This window comes from Thauera aminoaromatica S2 (assembly GCF_000310185.1).
Lineage (GTDB): Bacteria > Pseudomonadota > Gammaproteobacteria > Burkholderiales > Rhodocyclaceae > Thauera > Thauera aminoaromatica.
In genome coordinates this window covers 1-20121 of record NZ_AMXD01000073.1, presented here as the reverse complement: position 1 = coordinate 20121, position 20121 = coordinate 1, and the positions used below count along the sequence as shown (strand labels likewise).

The 20121-nt window shown below is 62.8% G+C and carries 14 protein-coding genes and 1 pseudogene; 4 read left to right on the top strand and 11 right to left on the bottom strand.

What is annotated here, in order from left to right; genetic code table 11:
• The 3 genes and pseudogenes from casA to C665_RS12020 all read right to left on the bottom strand — a co-directional run.
• Positions 1-430: type I-E CRISPR-associated protein Cse1/CasA (gene casA / locus C665_RS12030; RefSeq protein WP_004311071.1), on the bottom strand; the 430-nt coding region annotated here is incomplete at its 3' end.
• Positions 431-443: 13 nt separating this feature from the next.
• Complete coding sequence (gene cas3, locus C665_RS12025; RefSeq protein ID WP_245537165.1) at positions 444-3191, bottom strand: CRISPR-associated helicase Cas3'; 2748 nt, start codon at positions 3189-3191, stop codon at positions 444-446.
• A gap of 107 nt (positions 3192-3298) precedes the next feature.
• A pseudogene (locus tag C665_RS12020) lies at positions 3299-3634 on the bottom strand (IS1634 family transposase); the annotation flags it as partial.
• 149 nt (positions 3635-3783) lie between these two features.
• On the opposite strand from C665_RS12020, the gene C665_RS12015 reads away from it, so the two are divergent.
• A complete protein-coding gene (locus C665_RS12015; protein WP_004311068.1) occupies positions 3784-4821 on the top strand; it encodes an IS5 family transposase in 1038 nt (345 codons plus the stop codon).
• Positions 4822-5030: 209 nt separating this feature from the next.
• On the opposite strand, the gene C665_RS20710 is transcribed toward C665_RS12015, so the two are convergent.
• The 3 genes from C665_RS20710 to C665_RS12005 all read right to left on the bottom strand — a co-directional run bounded on the left by C665_RS20710 (position 5031) and on the right by C665_RS12005 (position 8934).
• Positions 5031-5363, bottom strand: a complete 333-nt coding sequence (locus tag C665_RS20710; RefSeq protein WP_157277048.1) for a hypothetical protein — start codon at positions 5361-5363, stop codon at positions 5031-5033.
• 71 nt (positions 5364-5434) lie between these two features.
• Entirely contained in the window at positions 5435-6757 is a 1323-nt protein-coding gene (locus C665_RS12010; RefSeq protein ID WP_004300719.1) for an ISL3 family transposase, read from the bottom strand.
• A 17-nt stretch (positions 6758-6774) separates the two neighbouring features.
• Positions 6775-8934, bottom strand: a complete 2160-nt coding sequence (locus C665_RS12005) for a tyrosine-type recombinase/integrase (RefSeq protein ID WP_157277047.1) — start codon at positions 8932-8934, stop codon at positions 6775-6777.
• Between the two features lie 207 nt (positions 8935-9141).
• Here C665_RS12005 and C665_RS12000 point away from each other — a divergent pair, with 207 nt between their 5' ends.
• The 3 genes from C665_RS12000 (at position 9142) to istB (ending at position 12992) form a co-directional block, all read left to right on the top strand.
• Positions 9142-10464, top strand: a complete 1323-nt coding sequence (locus C665_RS12000; RefSeq protein WP_004300719.1) for an ISL3 family transposase — start codon at positions 9142-9144, stop codon at positions 10462-10464.
• Between the two features lie 170 nt (positions 10465-10634).
• Positions 10635-12161 (top strand): IS21 family transposase, encoded by a 1527-nt coding sequence (gene istA / locus C665_RS11995; protein WP_004311066.1) that lies wholly within the window; start codon positions 10635-10637, stop codon positions 12159-12161.
• Between the two features lie 42 nt (positions 12162-12203).
• Entirely contained in the window at positions 12204-12992 is a 789-nt protein-coding gene (gene istB, locus C665_RS11990; RefSeq protein WP_004311065.1) for an IS21-like element helper ATPase IstB, read from the top strand.
• Positions 12993-13009: 17 nt separating this feature from the next.
• Here the strand turns inward: istB and C665_RS20705 are convergent, their stop codons facing one another.
• From C665_RS20705 to C665_RS11965, 5 genes are all read right to left on the bottom strand, one after another.
• Positions 13010-13669 carry a hypothetical protein gene (locus C665_RS20705; protein ID WP_157277046.1) on the bottom strand — a complete coding sequence of 220 codons (660 nt, stop codon included), beginning with the start codon at positions 13667-13669 and terminating at the stop codon, positions 13010-13012.
• 116 nt (positions 13670-13785) lie between these two features.
• Positions 13786-15108, bottom strand: coding sequence for an IS110 family RNA-guided transposase (locus C665_RS11985; protein ID WP_040828183.1), 1323 nt, complete (start codon positions 15106-15108; stop codon positions 13786-13788).
• Positions 15109-15293: 185 nt separating this feature from the next.
• The gene (locus C665_RS20700) at positions 15294-17873 is read right to left on the bottom strand and encodes a site-specific integrase (RefSeq protein ID WP_157277045.1); all 2580 of its coding nucleotides are present in this window, start codon (positions 17871-17873) and stop codon (positions 15294-15296) included.
• Between the two features lie 11 nt (positions 17874-17884).
• Positions 17885-18502, bottom strand: coding sequence for a hypothetical protein (locus C665_RS20695; protein WP_157277044.1), 618 nt, complete (start codon positions 18500-18502; stop codon positions 17885-17887).
• Between the two features lie 87 nt (positions 18503-18589).
• The gene (locus C665_RS11965) at positions 18590-19984 is read right to left on the bottom strand and encodes a Fic family protein (RefSeq protein WP_004311063.1); all 1395 of its coding nucleotides are present in this window, start codon (positions 19982-19984) and stop codon (positions 18590-18592) included.
• Between the last annotated feature and the right edge of the window lie 137 nt (positions 19985-20121).

Below are 20121 nucleotides of genomic sequence, written 5' to 3'. Positions count from 1 at the left end.
GAAAGGCTGAACCCCTCATGCCTCGCTTCCACCGGCCAGGATAATTGACGTCGACCGGCCAAGGTAATTGACGCTGGGCAGCAAAGGGATAACGCGGATCGAACAGCCAGAAGCGCTCGCGCCACTTCTCCAGATACGCCTCGATCTTCCCGCCAGCCCAGCCCTGCTTGAACCAGGTCTTGGCCTGCTGTCCATCCGCCGGCCCCTCCAAGGCCCGATACAGCACCGCCAGCAGGAAGCGGTGCAAGGCCGCGACCACCAGCGGTGACGCGTCCTGGATCTCGGCGATGCGCTCCGCTTGCAGAAGGGTGTCGCGGATACCCAACTCGCCGTGGCGGCCGTCCAGCCAGCGCACCGGTATCCAGGGCTCATCAACCAGGTTGAAACGTGGCGTCGCCGCCTGTGCGGCCTCATCCATGCTGTTGGCCATTGCGCCTCCGGTTTCAGTTTTCGTTGCCATAGGTCAGCCCCAGCGCGGAATCGAGACGAACGGACAGGTCGCCCAGCCAGCGACCTTCTTCGTCCAGACACAGGGGAAAGTGGTTGCGCAGCAGCGGGGACTGCTGCCAGGGCTCAGGGATGCCCAGCGCCTTGAGCTGCTTCACTACACCCTTGCGCCCGACGCGCAGGGTGCGCCGGGACCACGCCGTGGCTTGCTCGAAGCAGGGTGCGGTCCCGACGTCAAAAACGTCGGCAGGCCCCAGGGGAATCACGGTCAGGGACTCGTCCCCCAGACGGGTTTGGGCAGCCAGGGTGCGATGCACGCAGGGATCGTCTTCGTCATATAGGACGAAACGCGCCGGGTCGTCCCAGGACGCATCGTCGGGCAGGCCGATGATGGCGCCATTTGCCTGCTGGGTCTTGGCGATGCCGTCGCCATCGGACTCCATCAGTGCCTTGTCCAGCCGCGCTTGCAATCCATCCGGGATGGGGACGTTTTCCTCGTAGACGGCCTGTACCAGCGTGTCGATATGATCGGGCAGGATGATCTGCCGGCGTGCCGGCTGGCGCAGCAGACACCAGGTGCGCAGCAGGACGGATTCCGCATAGACCGCACCCCACCACAGGGGGCGACCGAAGTCGTCCGGTGCATCCCCGGCCAGCCCGGCAATCAGCAGCACCGGGGCCGCGACGGGACGACGGGGCCGAGGGTGCCGCCACAGCCGGCCAGCCCGCTGCAACAGCAGGTCGATGGGGGCTAGGTCGGTTGCCATTAGATCAAAATCCAGATCGAGGCTCTGCTCAGCCACCTGGGTGGCGATCAGGATCTTGCGCCCGCTGCGCAGTTCGCCGTTCTCACCGCCCGTCTTGCCGAAGATGTCGAGCACTCGACGTTCGCGCAACTGCCGCTGGCTGGCCGGGAAGCGTGCGTGGAAAAGGTAGATCTCGGTGCCATCGTCCAGCAGCTTGCCGACCTGCTCGCTCTCCCATAGCAGGGGGCGGCCTTCGGGAAACAGGCTGTAGAGCGCCTGTGCCCGCTGCACCGTGTTGACCAGCGCGAGGCCCATGCCGCCTTCGCTCAGCCGTCGCTCCAGTTCGGTCTGCATGTCCTCCAGCGCCGAACCGATGGGCTGGATATCCATGGTCACGCGCCGTGTGGGATCCGCCTCGAAATGGGTTTGCCGGACGCTACCCGTAGCAAAAACACTGAGCCGAGGGTAATCGGCTTCCGTGGCGGGCAGATCGCTCCCCACTACCCGGGCCAGCTCGCGCCGGATGGCTGGTGGCAGGGTGGCCGAGAGCAGCAGCACCGACGAGCCCAGTGCATGCAGCCAGCGCACCAGATGGATCAGCAGGGTGCCTGTGTAGGCGTCATAGGCGTGGATCTCATCGAACACCACCACCCGGTTGGCGAGCCCCCACAGGCGGACAAAGTGATGACGAACCGGCAGCACCGGCAGTAAGGCCTGGTCCACCGTACCCACGCCGTATTCGGAAAGTAGCGCCCGCTTCCTATGGGTGAACCACTCGGCGGCCTTTACCTGGGCGGCGTGGGGATCGGCGGCGTCATCGTCATGAACGGAGGATAGGCGGAGCTGCTGGAAATGGTCGTTGAGCAGCGTGCCACCATGCAGCAGTTGCAGATCCAGCACGCGGCCGGCATCCCGAGCACGCAGGAAGGCCAGGGTGCGCGCAAACATGGCATTGCCGGTGGCCTGGGTGGGCAGGGCGATGTACAGGCCTCGGTGCTCGAAACGGCGTTGTAGTTCCAGATGGGCAAACCAGGCAGCTTCGGTCTTGCCTTCACCCATGGGTGCTTCGATCAGCAGTATGGCCGGCGCGTTCAGGTCTGCCAGAACGGTGGACACGGCCTCCTGCAAGGGGCGCGGGGGAAAGCCAAACACCTCGTCAAAGCCGCACGGGCTCTTCAGCAGCGGGGTACGGCGCTGCCAGCCCAGCGCGTCCAGAGCCTGTTCCGCGCAGGATCGGCGTGTTTCGAACCAACGCGCGGGCTTATCAGTGTCCGCCTCGGTACCGAACTTGAACCATTCGGTGTTCGAGCCGATCCAGTCGGCAAAGCTGGTGAGACCGGCCAGCAGCATGAACTCCGGTCCGGAAAGTTCAGCCTTCTCGGGAAGGATTGTTGGTTGTAAGACATCGAACAGCGTATCGAGAAAGGCATGGCGGGCTGCTGCCCACTCGTCCCGCCCGATGGCACTGCGATCCCCCTCGAGTGCTTCAAGTGTCTTTGGCGAAGCCCGGCTACCGTGGTGACAGCCCACCGCGTCAGCGGCCAGTCGAGCGAGTTCATCGGGCCAGCCACGCTCTACTAGCCACGTTGCCAGCGCGATCTGGCTGACGAAGGCGTGGTTGATTCTGGTATTCGGACTGCGGCCTGGATTCAGCCCTGACAGGTTCTGCCACTTGCACTGGAACCCCGGGCAGGCCTTGCCGAGATCGTGGGCAGCAACAAGCAGTAACAGCCAAGGACGAGCAAGATCCCATGGCAGACCGAGCATGTCGGCGAGCCGGTTACGAGTGGTTGCAGGTTCGCGCCCAAGGAGGGCTGATGCCGCTGCTGCAACGTCCAGAATGTGCAGCAGAAGTGGGTGCCAGTTGCTTTCAGAATCCGTCTTGGCCCACATGCGCCGGGCGATCTTCAAGGCCGAGGGTGAGTGTTGTGCTGCGTGTGGGTAGGGGCGCATTTGTAACCATGGCAACGTCACAAAAATGATATTGGATTCTTGCATGCTGAGGCGTCCCATGCAAAAGGCAAACTCTGCCGGAGGATCTCCCGAGTTCGACAGTTACACTCGCAAGTGCTGGCTATTGCTAGAGCGCACTTTCAAAAATGCTACTACAGCAGCGTCAACTGCTCCGGCGCCGCTGGTTTTTCTATCCCTAAGGCATGAGGCGCCGCCTTATGCTCCGTGCTGATCGCCGACGTGCCCTCCATTGGCTCGCCGCCGTTCAGGCGCACGCGGTGATGCTGGATGCGCTGCAGTTGTTCGAGTGCCCGCTCGGGCGTGTAGCCCGCATCGGCGGCTTTGAGGCGACTACGCACCACCCGGGGCAGGATCAGCGCCATGAAGCAGATCGACGCATGCGTGCGAATTCGCTCGGGAAGGCGGTGATACACCGTGGCGATCTCGATATCGGACTTGAGCACCTTGAAGCCGCGCTCGACGCCTGCTCGCCCCCTTTGGTGAGAGCTTATGAGCAGGCGCTCGCAGCTCGCCGTTGGACAGAAGGGTGCAGTGTTTCTCATGGGCGCCTCGAAAAACCTCCGCCTCGCCCGCCCTTGGTAAAATTACGACGTCCTGAACCCCGCAGCCTGCACCGATGAAACCACGCACCGCCATCAAGACTGACCTGTTCGCTGACGAACACTACCGCAAGAAGATCGACTCGCTGGGCGACCCGCTGGCCGACATCGAGTCGCACATCGACTTTGCGTCGTTGGCGGCCGAGGTGGATGAGGTTGCGCCGCGCCCGGTGAGCGCGCAGGGCGGGCGTCCGCCGTACCCGACCGAGACCATGGTGCGGATCCTGGTGCTCAAGCGTCTGTACAACCTGTCCGACGAGCAGATGGAGTACCAACTGCTCGACCGCATGAGCTACAAGCGCTTCTGCGGACTGGCGAACGCGACCAATGTCCCGGACCGCACCACGGTATGGACCTTCGAGAACCGGATCGGTGAAGCCGGTGCCAAGGCGCTCTTTGACGGCGTCTCGGCGCAGCTGCTCAGGAAGGGTTTCATCGCGCGCGGCGGTCAAATCATCGACGCCACCTTGGTCCCCGCCCCCAAGCAGCACAACAGCCGAGGCGAGAAGGAACTGATCGAGCAAGGTGCGATGCCCGCCGACTGGAAGCCTGCGAAGCGGCGGCAGAAGGACATCGACGCCACCTGGACCAAGAAGCACGGCAAGAGCCACTTCGGCTACAAGCTCTCGATCAACGTCGACAAGAAATACAAGATCATTCGCCGGATCGAGACCGACACGGCAAGTACGCACGACAGCCAGCACTTTGGCAGCGTCTTCGATGCAGGCAACACGAGTCGGGACGTCTATGCCGACCGGGGCTACCCGTCCGAGGCGCGTGAAGCCTGGCTCAAAGAGAAGGGCTTCCGGAATCAGATCCAGAGGAAGGGCAAACGTAACAAGCCGCTGTCCGAGTGCCAGCAGCGGCGTAACCAGCGCATCGCCAAAACGCGCGCCCGGGTCGAGCACGTGTTCGGCGTCCTCGAGCAGATGGGTGGCAAGTTGCTGCGCACCATCGGCCAGGCGCGGGCGCGCTTTGCGATGACGATGATGGCGACCTGCTACAACCTGAAGCGGCTGGTCTACTTCCGGAAGGCCGGAATCGAGGCCTTCTGACGCCCGAAATGGGCCGAATCGCCGCCGCCCGGGGCGATTCGAGGCAAAAACTGGGCAACTCCGCCGAGAAACACGGTGGGTTGCCAGAGAAATTGGCCCGAACTCGGTTGCCGTCATCATTGCGCGGCGGGATTCACTGAAAAGCTCGGGTTATTCGAGGCGCCCGGACGGCGGCCTGTGGGCCTATTGGACGGCGGCAGTCATCCAGACTACCCGCAAATCGTACGGACAGAGGGCAAATGATCAATAAAGCGTATCCACGCTGCGGCATGATTCAGCCCTCGAATACGCCCTTCCAAGTGCTGCCCCTTTAGAGCAACAACGGGCTGGGTGGCTCGCACATCCAACCGTAAGAGAACCCCTTTCACCTCTCGCTTCTCCCATTCGAGTGGTTGCCCTTCGATTGCAATACCCTCGCTCTTTGCGTGATCGACGGCATTGGTGACGAAATCAGGGTCCTCTCTGATGGCTGCCGGGCGGCGTACGATAAGCGTCATTTCGGCCGCGTCGACTCCCAGGAGGATAAGACCTTTGAGGATCATCTTGAAGTCGCGGCCCTCCGTCCCGAAGTAAATCTTCCGGCTCTATGCCGTTTCCAGTGGGAATTGACTTCTCAACAAACATGACGGTAGCGCCCGTAGTCGCGGGCGACGGCCGGCACCAGGGGGTTCTGCGGTAGATGCTTGAGCTTGGACATGCGCAGGTAGGCCATAGCAATGAAGTTCTCGATGTTGCGGAAGCCGCGAGCGGCAGTCTTGGTCTGCTGGAGCAGGCCGTTCATCGCTTCGACGTAGGCGTTGCTGCGTCCGTCGAGCATGCCGCGCACGACGCCGCCGAGGTGCTCCTTCAGGGTGAGCGCCAGCCGCTTGAAGGGCTCCAGGCGGCTGCGGCGCGCCCAGCTCAGCCATTTGCTCATGGCCCCTTGCGCGATCTCTTCGTTGTTGCTCGCGGCTGCATCGCGATAGACCAGCCGCAGTGCCTGCTTCAGGCGCCAGGCGCGCGCGCTCTTCAGATTCGAGCGTTGCAGCCAGTGCATCGCCTCGAACTGGGCATGGGTCCAGCCCACCGGGTTCTTGCGCATGCCCCACAGCAGCTGTCGCAGCGTCTTCTTGCTCTGCGCGCCGACCGCTTCGCGCACCGCTGCCGCCGAGCTGCGCATCTCTTCGCGACGCACCTCGTCCATCGCCGCGTTGGCCAGCGCCACGACATGAAAACGGTCGTAGCTGATCCGGGCATTGGGCAGCGACTGGCCGATCCCCTTGGCGTAGGCCGCGCTCATGTCGATACAGGCATGCTCGATGGCCAGCGGATCGCCACCGTGCGCACGCATGTCCTGGGCAAAGGCCTGCAACGTCGCGTGATCTCGCCCTGGTGTGGCGAACAGCAAGCGCTTGGCCTCGAGGTCATGCACCACGGTGATGTACTCGTGCCCGCGCTTGACGCTGGTCTCGTCGATCCCGACGTAGCGCACGCCCGACATGTCGTCCTTGGCACGGGCCACCTCGACGTAATGGCGCACTCGACGCCACAGGCGCTTCGGAGCGACCCGCAACTGGTTGGCTGCCTGACGCACCGGCATCTCCCGGCACAGCGACAGGCTCAGCGCCTCGAACAGCAGGGTAAAGCCGCTCCCCTCACGCGCCCACGGCACCGGCAACTGCGTGGTCTTGCCGCAGCCCTTGCACTGCACGCGCGGGATCTCGGCATGCAGCCACGCTTCGAACTGAAAGAAGTCCAGGTGACGCCAGCTGCGCCGCACGCGGTCGTGGATCAGCTGGTGCTCGACCCCACACGCCGGACACGTCGCACGACCGCCGGTGTGCTCGACCTCGAAGTCGATCCGGCGCTTGGCTGTGTTGAGCTCGACCTTGGCGACGTGCCAGGGCGGCTGCAGGCCGAGCGCGGTGGTGAAGAGGGCTTCAATCTGGGTGTTCATGCGGTGCGAGGTCAGCGTCAGTGTCGGGCGGTTGTACCACCGATCATCATGTTTGTTGAGAAGTCAATTCCCACTGGAAACGGCATAGAGCCAATCTTCCCCGTCTTGGGACCCGTACGCTGAATCAAGGCTTCTGCAAGTGCACTCATGGCAAGACGATTCTCCGCATTGCGGGCTGAGGCGTATGCCCGCTCGACAATTCTGAAATACTCGCACTGTTGTTCCATGGAGCGAGGTGGACGCGGCACGGGGATGGTTCCCTTTGGGTGCTGCACTGATTGCTTGGCGTACATGCGAAGGTATGCTTCGGTAGCAGCAGTGATTGCACTGGCTGGAATCGCGAAAATGCTCTCCAGCTTCTGGATCGATGTGCCCGAGAAGTGTCTTCGAAGCAGCGTTATCAGTAAGGATGGTGTTGGCAGGGTCGGCTTGATCAGATCACTGAGAGTGGGAAGTGTTCGTGCTGCGGGGGCATGCTCAATGATTGGTGCCTGAGCTTTGGCACGCATCGCCACATGGTGACGCAGAAAGGCAACTGCGCTATGGGCGAAATCACGATACTCCCGCTTGTAGGGCATTGAACTGGATAACCCACAGATGCGCCCAAGGTCCGGTCCACCGAGGTGGCGCAAGCGATGATCCAGTGCAAGGTCGAGATACCTGCCACTGAGCCAATCGAGGAGATGAAGGTAGCTTTGACACGTTGTGCTCGGACTCAAGTGCCCCATCAGGGCGGCGACTTGATAGAGATGGCGACGTTCTGGATAGTGCGCGCTGCCTTCAAGCGTCGGATAAAAACGCGTGCGCAACAGCACCTGACTTGCGTTACTGAGCAGGTGCGCGTCAAGAAGCGGTAGTTTTCGTGTCAGCAGTTCCGGTTCGTCCGTAGCGAGCATTGCGACCAGGACCCAGTTGGCAAATGAATGTCGCAGATGATGGAAACGAAAGGGCACCCCAACCTGCCCGGTGATCGCGGCGAAGAGCGCCGTTATCGGATCAATCAGCGTTGAATACGGTGTCGGTGTCCAGGGGGCGTCGGGGCTCGCGAACAGCAAGCCATCCTTGCCGTCGGCCTGGGCCTTCCTTCGTTCGTGGAAATCCATCAAGATCGTAAGCTCATCAACCGGCAGCAGCGCGCGAAGGGGAATCCGGCGCTTGGCTGCATTCGACTTGAGAGATGCAAGCTTCGATGGGCGAATCAGTAGAAAGGGGTCAGGCCCCGGATGGACGTCGTGGATCCTGAGCATCTGGGCTTCACGCCGTCGCAAACCGGCGCGGTAACCCAGCATTCCGGCAAGAAAGACCATTTCTGCGGCAGGATGATTCCGGTTCATCTCCAGGGCCTTTTTGAAGCGCTGGAACTCCCTTTCCGTGACGAGATTCGCTGATACCCTGACGCTCCCCTTGGCGACCCACCCGTCGAGCTCGCGCAGATCAATATCGGGCGCACCTCCCAGAAACAGGTAATCGTGGAAGTCGCGCAACCGACCCCAGAAGTACGCGCGACGGGACTCGGTGCCGACCCGTCTGGCGGCGAGCTCGTACAAGGTCTCGAAGTCATCGACATCCAGATCAAGAAGGTCGAGATCCTCCGCTTCGTAGATCAAATGTACCGCCAAGGTTCTGAAGTAAGTCTGCGCGCTGGATGCCTTGATCTTTCCCAACGGACATCCAGGGTCCAATCGCCACATCGTCCAGCCGATCAGCGCGTGGGTAATCGGCCACAACCTGCCGTGGTGCTCCTCAAGGATCTTCTTCAGACGATCGATTGCCCCGCGCTTGTTGTCCAAGGTCTTGCACACTTGCCGGGTGATACTCATCTGGCTGTTACGTGGCAAGTCGGGATCGAAATCGACATCCAGTTCTATGGCGGCTGGCGCAAGAGGGGGCGCGTGTTTCGGCTCAGCCGAAGGACTATCAGCGGCTGGAAGCCTTGCGCCCAATACTCGCTGAAAGACGGGATCAGGCAAGGAGTGGCTTTCTAGGTCTTCCGCAAGATAGGCCGCAACGAAGCCGGGGGCCGAAAGGGCGGTGGAGACGCGTACTGCGCGCAACAGCTCGTTGAGTTCCCCTCGCCATGGCGGGAGCTCGAGTGTATTGAGAGTCGCCTCGAGACGGGACCAAAGTACTGCGCGACCCGCGCGGACATTGCCCTCCGGATGCAGCAGCGGTGTCACCGACCGGCACATTGGAGCCAGTTGATGATCGGCACAATGGAGCCACCGCGTGATCGGCACATAGAGGCCAGTCCGTGATCGGCATATAGGAGCCAGTCGCGGATCGGCACATAGAGGCTCTATGCCGTTTCCAGTGGGAATTGACTTCTCAACAAACATGATGATCGGTGGTACAACCGCCCGACACTGACGCTGACCTCGCACCGCATGAACACCCAGATTGAAGCCCTCTTCACCACCGCGCTCGGCCTGCAGCCGCCCTGGCACGTCGCCAAGGTCGAGCTCAACACAGCCAAGCGCCGGATCGACTTCGAGGTCGAGCACACCGGCGGTCGTGCGACGTGTCCGGCGTGTGGGGTCGAGCACCAGCTGATCCACGACCGCGTGCGGCGCAGCTGGCGTCACCTGGACTTCTTTCAGTTCGAAGCGTGGCTGCATGCCGAGATCCCGCGCGTGCAGTGCAAGGGCTGCGGCAAGACCACGCAGTTGCCGGTGCCGTGGGCGCGTGAGGGGAGCGGCTTTACCCTGCTGTTCGAGGCGCTGAGCCTGTCGCTGTGCCGGGAGATGCCGGTGCGTCAGGCAGCCAACCAGTTGCGGGTCGCTCCGAAGCGCCTGTGGCGTCGAGTGCGCCATTACGTCGAGGTGGCCCGTGCCAAGGACGACATGTCGGGCGTGCGCTACGTCGGGATCGACGAGACCAGCGTCAAGCGCGGGCACGAGTACATCACCGTGGTGCATGACCTCGAGGCCAAGCGCTTGCTGTTCGCCACACCAGGGCGAGATCACGCGACGTTGCAGGCCTTTGCCCAGGACATGCGTGCGCACGGTGGCGATCCGCTGGCCATCGAGCATGCCTGTATCGACATGAGCGCGGCCTACGCCAAGGGGATCGGCCAGTCGCTGCCCAATGCCCGGATCAGCTACGACCGTTTTCATGTCGTGGCGCTGGCCAACGCGGCGATGGACGAGGTGCGTCGCGAAGAGATGCGCAGCTCGGCGGCAGCGGTGCGCGAAGCGGTCGGCGCGCAGAGCAAGAAGACGCTGCGACAGCTGCTGTGGGGCATGCGCAAGAACCCGGTGGGCTGGACCCATGCCCAGTTCGAGGCGATGCACTGGCTGCAACGCTCGAATCTGAAGAGCGCGCGCGCCTGGCGCCTGAAGCAGGCACTGCGGCTGGTCTATCGCGATGCAGCCGCGAGCAACAACGAAGAGATCGCGCAAGGGGCCATGAGCAAATGGCTGAGCTGGGCGCGCCGCAGCCGCCTGGAGCCCTTCAAGCGGCTGGCGCTCACCCTGAAGGAGCACCTCGGCGGCGTCGTGCGCGGCATGCTCGACGGACGCAGCAACGCCTACGTCGAAGCGATGAACGGCCTGCTCCAGCAGACCAAGACTGCCGCTCGCGGCTTCCGCAACATCGAGAACTTCATTGCTATGGCCTACCTGCGCATGTCCAAGCTCAAGCATCTACCGCAGAACCCCCTGGTGCCGGCCGTCGCCCGCGACTACGGGCGCTACCGTCATGTTTGTTGAGAAGTCAATTCCCACTGGAAACGGCATAGAGCCCACATAGAGGCCAGCGCCGGATCGGCGTAATGGAGCCACTTTCCCTCTGACGGACGTCTCGACCTTGAACGGTCCCTCGCTACCCTGCTGCCTTTTTGTACGGCAGGAGGTAGGCGGTGGCCCGCAGGAGCATCGAGATGTACGAGTACCGCCAGGCCCTGATGCGCATGCGCCAGGGCGATTCCGAGCGCGAGATCGCGCGCTCGAAACTGATGGGGCGCAGCAAGGCGGCCCGCTTCCGCGAGCTGGCCCGCGCCCAGGGCTGGCTCGATCCTGAGCGCCCCTTGCCCGAGGACGCCGAGATCGCCGCCGCGCTCGGGCAACCGAAGTTGCCGGTGACGGCCCAGTCCTCGATTGCCGCGTACCGGCCGCTGGTTGCGCAGTGGCTCGCGCAGGGCGTCTCCGGCGTGGTGATCCACACCACGCTCAAGCGTGAGCACGGTTTTACCGGGCACTACTCGAGCGTGCGCCGGCTGATCGCCCAGATCGGCCGCGAGCAGCCGCCCGAGACGACGGTGCGGCTCACCTTCGCGCCAGGCGAGGCCGCGCAGGTGGACTTCGGCGCCGGTCCCCATCTGGTCGCCCCCGCCACGGGCGAGTTGCGCCGTACCTGGGCGTTCGTGATGACGCTGTGTTTCTCGCGTCACCAGTACGTGGAGTTCGTCTGGGACCAGAGCGTGCGCACCTGGCTCGGTTGCCACCGTCGCGCCTTCGAGTGGTTCGGCGCCGTACCCGCGCGGCTCATCATCGACAACGCCAAGTGCGCGATCACCCGCGCGTGCATGCACGATCCGCAGGTGCAGCGCGCCTACGCCGAGTGCGCCGAGGGCTACGGCTTCCGGATCGACGCCTGTCCGCCGCACGACCCGCAGAAGAAGGGCATCGTCGAAGCCGGCGTCAAATATGTGAAGGGCAACTTCCTGCCCACGCGCAGCTTCCGCGATCTGGCCGATCTGAACGCGCAAGTGCGCGAGTGGGTGCTGAGGGAAGCCGGGCTGCGCATCCACGGCACCACCCGCGTGCGCCCGCTCGACACCTTCGCGGTCGAGCGCAGCACCTTGCTGCCGCTGCCTGAGGTGCCGCCGGACCTGGGCACCTGGCACGCGGTGACGGTGCATCGCGACTGCCACGTCAGCTTCGAGCGTGCGCTGTACTCGGTGCCCTTTGCGCTGGTGGGCAAGGCGCTGTGGCTGCGGGCGACCGACGCCGTGGTCACCGTCTATCACGACTTCAAGCCCGTCGCCACGCATGCCCGCGCACGGCGCCCCGGTGAGCGTCGCACCGTCTCGGATCATCTGCCGCCGGCTGCCCAGCGCTTCTTCGCGCACGACCGCAACTGGTGTCTGCAGCAGGCCCGCGAGATCGGAGACGCCTGCGCGCAGCTGATCGGGCAACTGCTCTCAGATCGCGTCAGTGAGCGCCTGCGTGCTGCTCAAGGCGTGCTCGCGCTCAAGGGCCAGTACGGCGCCGCGCGTCTCGAGGCCGCCTGTGAGCGGGCCATCGCCCACGACAGCCCGCACTACCGCACCGTCAAGACCATCCTCGCCGGCGGTCACGACCTCGCCCCGGTGAGCACGATCACCCCCGAGCCCTATGCCGGCCGCGCCCGCTTCGCGCGCGCCACCGCGTCGCTGTTCGAAGACGACGGCCCCACGTTTCACTGACCCGGGCGCAGCGCGCGCCCACTTCATCCAAGGAGCTTCACCATGAACCCCGCCACCGAACTGGCGCCGCAGCTCAAGCAGTTGCGCCTCTCCGGCATCCTCGACTCGCTCGACGCCCGCAACCGCCAGGCCATCGATGCCAAGCTCGCCTACACGGAATTCCTCGCCCTGCTGATCCAGGACGAGGTCGCCCGGCGCGAGCAGAAGAAGTTCGGCACCCGGCTGCGCCGTGCGGCCTTCCGCGCCACCAAGACGCTCGAAGGCTTCGAGTTCGACCGCCTGCCCTCGACCAACCGCGCCCTGGTCCATGACCTCGCCACCGGGCGCTACATCGACGAGCGCGCCCCGGTGCTGATCGTCGGCCCTTGCGGCACCGGCAAGAGCCATCTGGCGCAGGCGCTCGGGCACTGCGCCGTGCGTCAGGGGCACGACGTCATCTTCGCCTCCTGCGCGCAACTGCTCGCCAGCCTGAACGCAGCGCGCGCGGTCGGCACCTATGAGCGAAAGCTCCAGCAACTGGCGCGCGTGCCGGTGCTGATCATCGACGACTTCGGTCTCAAACCCCTTCGCGCCCCCGCCGATGAGGATCTGCACGACCTCATTGCCGAGCGCTACGAGCGCACCGCCACCATCGTCACCAGCAACCTCGACTTCACCGAGTGGGACCAGGCCTTCCCCGGCAACCGGCTGCTCGCCTCGGCCACCGTCGACCGCCTGCGCCACAACGCCTACTGCCTCACCCTCGACGGGGCCTCGTACCGTGCGCCGCGACAGGGGCCGAATCGGGTGAAAAGCGCCCTTGCCAGCACCCCGAAAAACATCGATTCTTGACCCCCCAAAGACGTCCGTCAGAGCCCGGTTCGAGTGGCTTCTATATGCCGATCATCGGTGGCTCTATTGTGGCGGTCAGTGACAAGCGGCCCGTTCTCAAGAACCTTGGTCAGCAAAGTCGCTGTGAGCGCGTCGGGATACCACCTAAGCGGCCGGCCGTTCGGTGATCCGGAAACCGGTAGGTTGAGCGTTGCCCACAGGACACCGTCGATCATTTGCACCGCATCGGCGCTTAGGCCAAGAAGTGCGCTCAGTCGCTCGGTGGAGAGAATCCCACCGTTCAGTACGGCCGAAAGCATGAACGCGTGGTAGCGTTGTCTTGAATCAAGAGAGCTGCCGAGCCGATCGAGAAATGCCGCTTCGATCGGGCGAAGCTGCGTGAGGAGCTGAAAGTCCCGCCGGACGAAGCTCGGTCGCTCTGGGGGCAGCTTGACTCTTTGCGACCCCGGACGAACATTCCAGCGTTTCAGACGGTGGCCTTCTCCAAGCAGCATGTCCCACCAGTTCGCAAGAATCCGGTGGGCTGCCAGCTCGGATTCGGTGGCGAGAAGGTTGGTTAGCTGGGTCTCAAGAAATTCCGGGGTATAACCGGGATCCGGTTGCCCGCTCCAAAGGTGCGGTACATTCCTGGCCATCCAGCTGGCAAAATGACCAAATAGGGATTTGCGTTTCTTCAAGTCCCTCGGTGTGGAGGCAACTGCCCAATCGGGCCATCCCGTGCTCGGTGCTTCGACCCATTGAGTCATGAAGTGCTGAGACTTCTCTCAAGAAACAAAACTAGCCGGGGCGGTTTTCATGCGGCTGCCCCGATGGGGTTGATCTGGAACCCGAGCGCGGTGGCTCGGCGTTTGAGTGCAGCGATGCTGCGCTCGCGTTGCAGTTCTTCGTATCGCTGCTGCCCCTGGTCGACGAAGGCCTCGCCGCGGGTGAGCATGAAATACACCATGCGCGCGAGCTTATGCGCCGTTGCGGTGTTCGCCTTGGGTTTGTCCATCCGGCTGCAAAGGCGCCGATAGAACGCTCCGAGGGCGGAGTTGCTGTGCGATAGCGTCATCGCGGCCATCTTCAGGGCCTGGCGCACGCGGTTGGCCGAACGCTTGGTACCGGCCGAGAGCACCTTGCCACCGCTGACCTTGGTCCCTGGGCACAGCCCCAGCCACGAGCAGAAGTGCTTCACGTTGGCAAAGCGGGAGAGGTCGGGTCCGATCTCGGTCAGGATCTTCATCACCGAGCTCACCTCGAGCCCGTTGATCCGCGTCAGATCGACCCCTGCCCAATTGGCGAGCATCTGCCGGACATCGAAGGCAGCGCGCGCCTTGCTGCCGGCTCGAGGCACCGCGCCAACGTTGATCGCGCACTGCGCCCGCTGCCCGAGCAGCACCTGCATCTGGGCGTCGCATTCGCGCAGGTGACGGGCGATGTCGTCGTACATCGACAGTGCCTGACCCAGCACGAACAGATGCTCCTGGCGCCAGTTCCCGGTCAGCGCACGGATGACCTCCTCGGTGCTGGCCTTGACCCGCCGGTGACGGTGACGCGCCAGCACTTCAGGGTTGCGCTCGCCGGCGACGATGTCACGGATGATCGCCTGACCGCTCATCCCCATCACGTCGGTGAGCACCTCGGTGAGTTGAATATTCATCTGCACCAAGGCTTTTTGCATGCGCTGCACCCAACTGGCCTGCTCGGCGAGCAAGGTCTCGCGCAGCCGGGCAATCGCCCGTAGCTCACAGACCTCTCCGGCAGGTCGCCATGCTGCGCGCAGCAGCCCGTAGCTCATCAAACGCTGCAGCCACTGACAATCCTGCACATCACTCTTGCGGCCGGGCACGTACTTCATCTGTCGCGCATCGACCAGCCAGACCTGCAGTCCGCGCTGCTCCAGGATCTCGAACAGCGGGATCCAGTACACGCCGGTCGACTCCAAGGCGACGATCTCCACCTTGCACGCCAGCAACCAGTCGGCCAAGGCGCGCAGATCGTCCGTCATGACGCCGAACTCGCGCACCGACTCCTCTGCCGCGTCGGGCGGCACCGCCACCCAGTGGCTCGAAGCACCCACATCGATCCCCGCCGCGTTCGGGAACACCGTGTCTGTCCGCTTGCGCATCGCCATCATCTGCTCCATCCTCGTCCAAGAACGGCAGCGCCAAGGGAAGCGTCGATTTCGACTCGATCTCTCAAACGGGATGCACATCGCTGTGCTCACCACTGTCGCCGACGATTCCCGGACCATGCTCAGAGTCGGGCTCGCTCCACAGCGTCCTCTAACGCCGCGAGCTCGCACCAATGACGTGTCGGTCATCGCGGCGCTGCCGTTCTCCTTGTAAGCCATAGTCGTTTCTTCCGGAACGCCGGGCGTGCGGGACGCGCGGATGGGATGCTCAGAAGTGGACTTTGAAGGACCCGAAAGCCTGAGGCGTCACAGATCTTGGTGATTGCCGCGGCGGCCAGACGTTGCCACTGCAGGGGAGGGAGCGAACTGAATCGGTCCCAAGGTCCCTCGCCGCGCTCGCCATGGCCTAGCGTAGCGTTGATTACCGGCCCTGGAACACCAAGGTGCAGCAGTTCTGTCCGAAAAAAATGACGCAGTGCTCCGATGCGCAGTTGCCATGTGCTGCCGAGCAGATGTTGAAGCTCCAGCGGAAAGGTCGGCGTTAGCTGGCTACCATGCTTAGTCAGGAGGAACAGGGAAGGGGTGGCGGCACGCAAGAGTTCGAGATCCCGGTTACGGTTCGGTGCCGTGTGCGAGGAAAGGGAGATCAGGCGATCGCGGGCGTCGAGGTGATCGATGCCTTCCGGATTGGCAAGGGCCAGATACTGTCGCAGGCGCGTCACGTGCTGGCTGTATGCCCTCAGCTGATCGAGGAGCATCGGATGGAGCCATACGATTCGTGACTGTTCGTAGCTCTCGTTATCCTTGTCGCTCACGAAGCAGAGGCCCGTCGCACGGTCGATGTCAAAGTGCGCGGGTAGCAGACTCGATACGCCACGCAGTCCGGTTGTCGCGAGCAGGAAAAACGCGACGTAGGCCGTATATGCGTTGTGCCTTTCGACATATTTCACACCGGCTTCTGATGCTAGCTTTGCTACTGCGTTGAGGACGGTGAGGACTGTAGTCCGTACGCTCGCCCGCGTTGGCACGTGTAGCGAGCCAACGTGTGTTGCGCCATATTCGGGAGCACTTGTTGGTGCTGTTGCGGTTGCGGCAGGATAAGGCAGCCCGGCTAGCTGGTATAGGCGCGCACAAGCGCCGGCGTAGAGCGTCTGCAGACGGCTCACTGGGACGGCCGAGTACACACAAGGGTTGTGCTGATTGGGGGGTATGCCTCTGAAGTAGAATTCGTACACGCGGTCGTTCCCGCCAAGCTGCGCCATGAATTTGGCGAGCAGGCGCCCGACGCGGTCCGGGTGTAGTGCCGTGCCGCGGGTTTGGTTGAGGGCTGTGAGCAGCTGCGCGAATTCAGGTTCGTAGGAGCGTTGAAATAGTGGTTCCTGAGCGTGCTCAACGCGACTCAGTGCAGTGGTGAGCGCGGGCGGCACCTCCAGCTCGAACCCTTTGGCTGCGGCGAGGGTGCGAATTGCCGGCTCGCCCTCAATGCGTGGCGTGACATGCTTTGGGGATGCGACAGGGAGCCAGATGCGCCCTGTTGTGGGTGTCCACAAGATGGTTGGCGGAACGCGGGCGCGGTTATGGGGCGCCGTGCGTACTTTCCTGATTTGCAGCGTTTTGATCGCTTCCGGCGCTCTTGACAGGAACAGCCGGCATGCCGCCCAAGCGGCTACGAGTGGCCTGTCGGACGCGGAGATTTCTCCCCAGTCGTCAGTGGTCAGGTTATCGATCAGGTCCACTAGCAGTTCCATTTCGTACCCTGACAGGGTGGCGTGCGTAACGGGGAGCTGCTGGTTAGCCAGCGTGATCGCCTGAGCCGTGTATCGTGCAACATTGCGTGCCAAAGCTCGACGATCGCCTCTGTTGGCCGCAGATGCGGACCGTGGCGCAACGGCGATCAACGTTCCGCGTTTGGGTCCGTCGCCTGGAGGCGAAAAGTCCAGATCCCGGTCGTGCCGATGGGTCGAGCCGTCATCCTCAACGAACTGGGTCACGCCAATGTCAGGCAAACCATCATCCCCTTCGAGCGTTCGGGAAATAGAACGAGAGGGCTGAGTCCCGTCAATGGCGCCGTGCCGCCCCGCTTTGTGCGTATCCGCCCTGCCGGTCTGCAGGTGATGCTGGACCTCCCAAACGCCGGTCTCGAACCACTGCAATGCCCGATGCAGGTATCCAAGATTCCTGAGTGTGCCGGTCACCAAGGGTCTAAGACCCAGTCGTGACATGTGGTTCTCGAAGTGCTCGAGGAGCGCTTGCGGATGCATCGGTTCGAGGGGGAGTTCGAGCAGAAATGGCCGCAACGATTCGTCTGGTCGATCAGTGAGCTGACGAAGACTGAGGCCGACCATGTACGCGGGATCGGCCACGGTGTTGATGAGTGTGCGGTCCCGCTCCAGCCTCATCTGGACGGGGAACATTGATACCAGCAGCGTACCGTACTGTTGCTCAAGCTCAGGGTCTGCACAAACGTGCCAGAAAACGCAGTAATGGGGATGTGAGGCGTAGTACCCCTTCAGGATTCTTCGACCGCCTCCTAAGGCTTCCGGGAAAAACTGAGCAACGCAGGAAGCACCGTCAATGACCTGCTCCAGTCCCGCCAGGCACGCACTGATGAGCGGTTGTTGCTTTTCGTCAGTAACGCGAACGAGGGACCGCAAGACTGGAACGAGTCTCCTGGCTACAGCCAGAATTCCGATCAGGTCGTCCGGCATCCTTAGGATGCTCGTGAGCGGAGCGAGCAGGTGGAGGATCTCCTCGCGGCTATTCATGGAACGTTGCCTCAATCGCTGGTGCCATGTTCGACTGGTGGCGGCTCTGCTTCCTGAAGAAGATCAAGCGTGACGCTTTTTGCCGCCTTGTCCGTCTCATCAATTTTTGAGCGGTTTCGCGTGGTGTGTCGGTGCATCGCGGTGCGCGACATTCCGACAAGCCGGCCAATCGCAGCATCACTCGTGACATCCACATAGCGGCCAGCCTCGGAGCGCAAGACCTGATCGCTCTTCAGCGCCGTGGCGATGAGCGCGAGATCGTCGGGATCAGGTCTGCAGATCAGCTTGATCAGCAGTGTGTCCAGCAGCTCCAGTTCATCTTTGTTGGGCAAAGGTGCATCGTTGGCAACGCAGAGCGCCCACGTGCGGTGGTCACGGGAGTATTTTTCCAGGAGGAGTTGCAAGGTTCGTCGGCCGGCCAGCAATATGTAGCGGCGTGCGTTTGAGGTCGCACCACCGGGTTCCTCGCGGACGACTAGGGGTTGAAGCAGCGGCAGGAGGGATAAGGCCTCCTCCCGCACGGTCGGGATGCTCTGAGGCAGGTGCCGCAAACCGACGCACCACGGTCGAGCGGGCGGTGGGAGATCGATCTGATTCAGGCGTAACCTGACGGTCCGAGGAATATCCATGGTGTAGGCATCCGGATGGTCTAGGGCTTCGCGCGACAGCGAAAGGTGTGCGGCAACTGTACCTTGGCCGTGCCATTGAGCCGCCCGTCAAGCGTCTCCACGAAGACGTTGCCAAGCGAGGTACTCCGAACGGCGCAGGCGATAGCGGGCGACGCTGCCTTCATGTAACTGCATGAGGGCCGCAGTGAGCAGTTCTGCGAAGGCCGCTCGGTCGGATTCTGGTGCGTTTTCTGCGGCCAGTCGGGCAATCACCGCTTGATTGGGCGGCTGCAGGCCTTTGACGACGGCTTGTACCGCTTGGATCAAGACCTCGCGATACTTGATCTTCAGCGGATCGGGTTCGACCATGGTCTGGCTGATGGCCAGGTAGCGCTGGCACGAGCGCTCATAGGCCCAGACGAACACGTCCCGCAGAAGCTCGATCTGGTTGAGTTCGTAGACGCCCAGCGTTCCTTCGACGTAGGCGCGTTCGGGGACGTCGATGAACGACAGGGGACACAGGTTGTGCTTGATCAGCGAGATGTTTGCGCCGATTCGCGACACCCGTTTGTTCACATCTTCGAATGGCTGCAGGTAGGGTAGCTGCACCATGACGAAGAACGCCTGCTCGAAGGGGTCCGGGATCGCAGCGGTCTTGCCCAGCAGGAGGGCAAAGCAGTCTTCGACTACCTGCGGCATGGCCAGGGGATGAAATACGGTGCCGGAAATATCAACGGGCCGTCGTCGCAGCCTGCCGCAGGCGTCCGGGTTGCGCATCAGATCCTGAGAGAGCACGGAGTGGAGGTTCTTGAACGTGAAGGGATCGAAGCCTATCTCGTCGGCGTTCTCGATCAGCATCTCGATGGCCGCCTTGTGGTTGAGGATCATTTGCGTCTCAATGGCATCCTTGCCTTGAGCGACCTGACCGTATTCGATCAGGTTCTGAGTATCCAGGCGGGTATATGTGTTGCCTTCCAGTCTGGATGAGGCCCAGGACAGATCCACCAGCAAGCGGCCAAGGATTTCGCGAGCGTAGGTGCCCGCAGGGCGCTCGCCGACCGGGGTGCGCCCCATTTCGTGAAGCTGACTTCGCAGCGACTCGGGCAGATAGAACGTCGCGCCCGGCTGATAGGCTTCGAGGAAGTCTCGCCGATAACCTACTGGTCGGCGGTGCATTAGCGGCAATCTCATCCGATCCCGGATTGCGGCCCCCTCGGGAGAGACTGGCACGTACAAGTCCGTCTCGGGTGCCTTCACTTCGTCGGTTCGAGGCTCGGCATCTGCTGTCGATTTGTAGACGAGCGCGATGCTCTCGCCTTCCTTCGTCAGTCGCCGCGCGTCGATGAGCTTTTGCAGGCGACGCTGCAGCGTCCGACGGTTGGGCCTCATGCCCTGACGACGCTCGATCTCGGCCTCAATGGCGGATATGCCCAACCCCTTCGGGTGATCCGCGACGATGGACTCGATGAGCTTGAGCTCTTCTGTAGGGGCAATCCGCGACATCGGTCCGTTCTCCATCATGCGTTCGGATCTGTAATGACCACAAGAGCGACAAAGCGCGACAAAGAGCGACATTATTGTGTCGCTCTAAATGTCGCTGTTCAAGAGAGCAGTGCTGCGATGGTCAGAGGGGGGGGGGG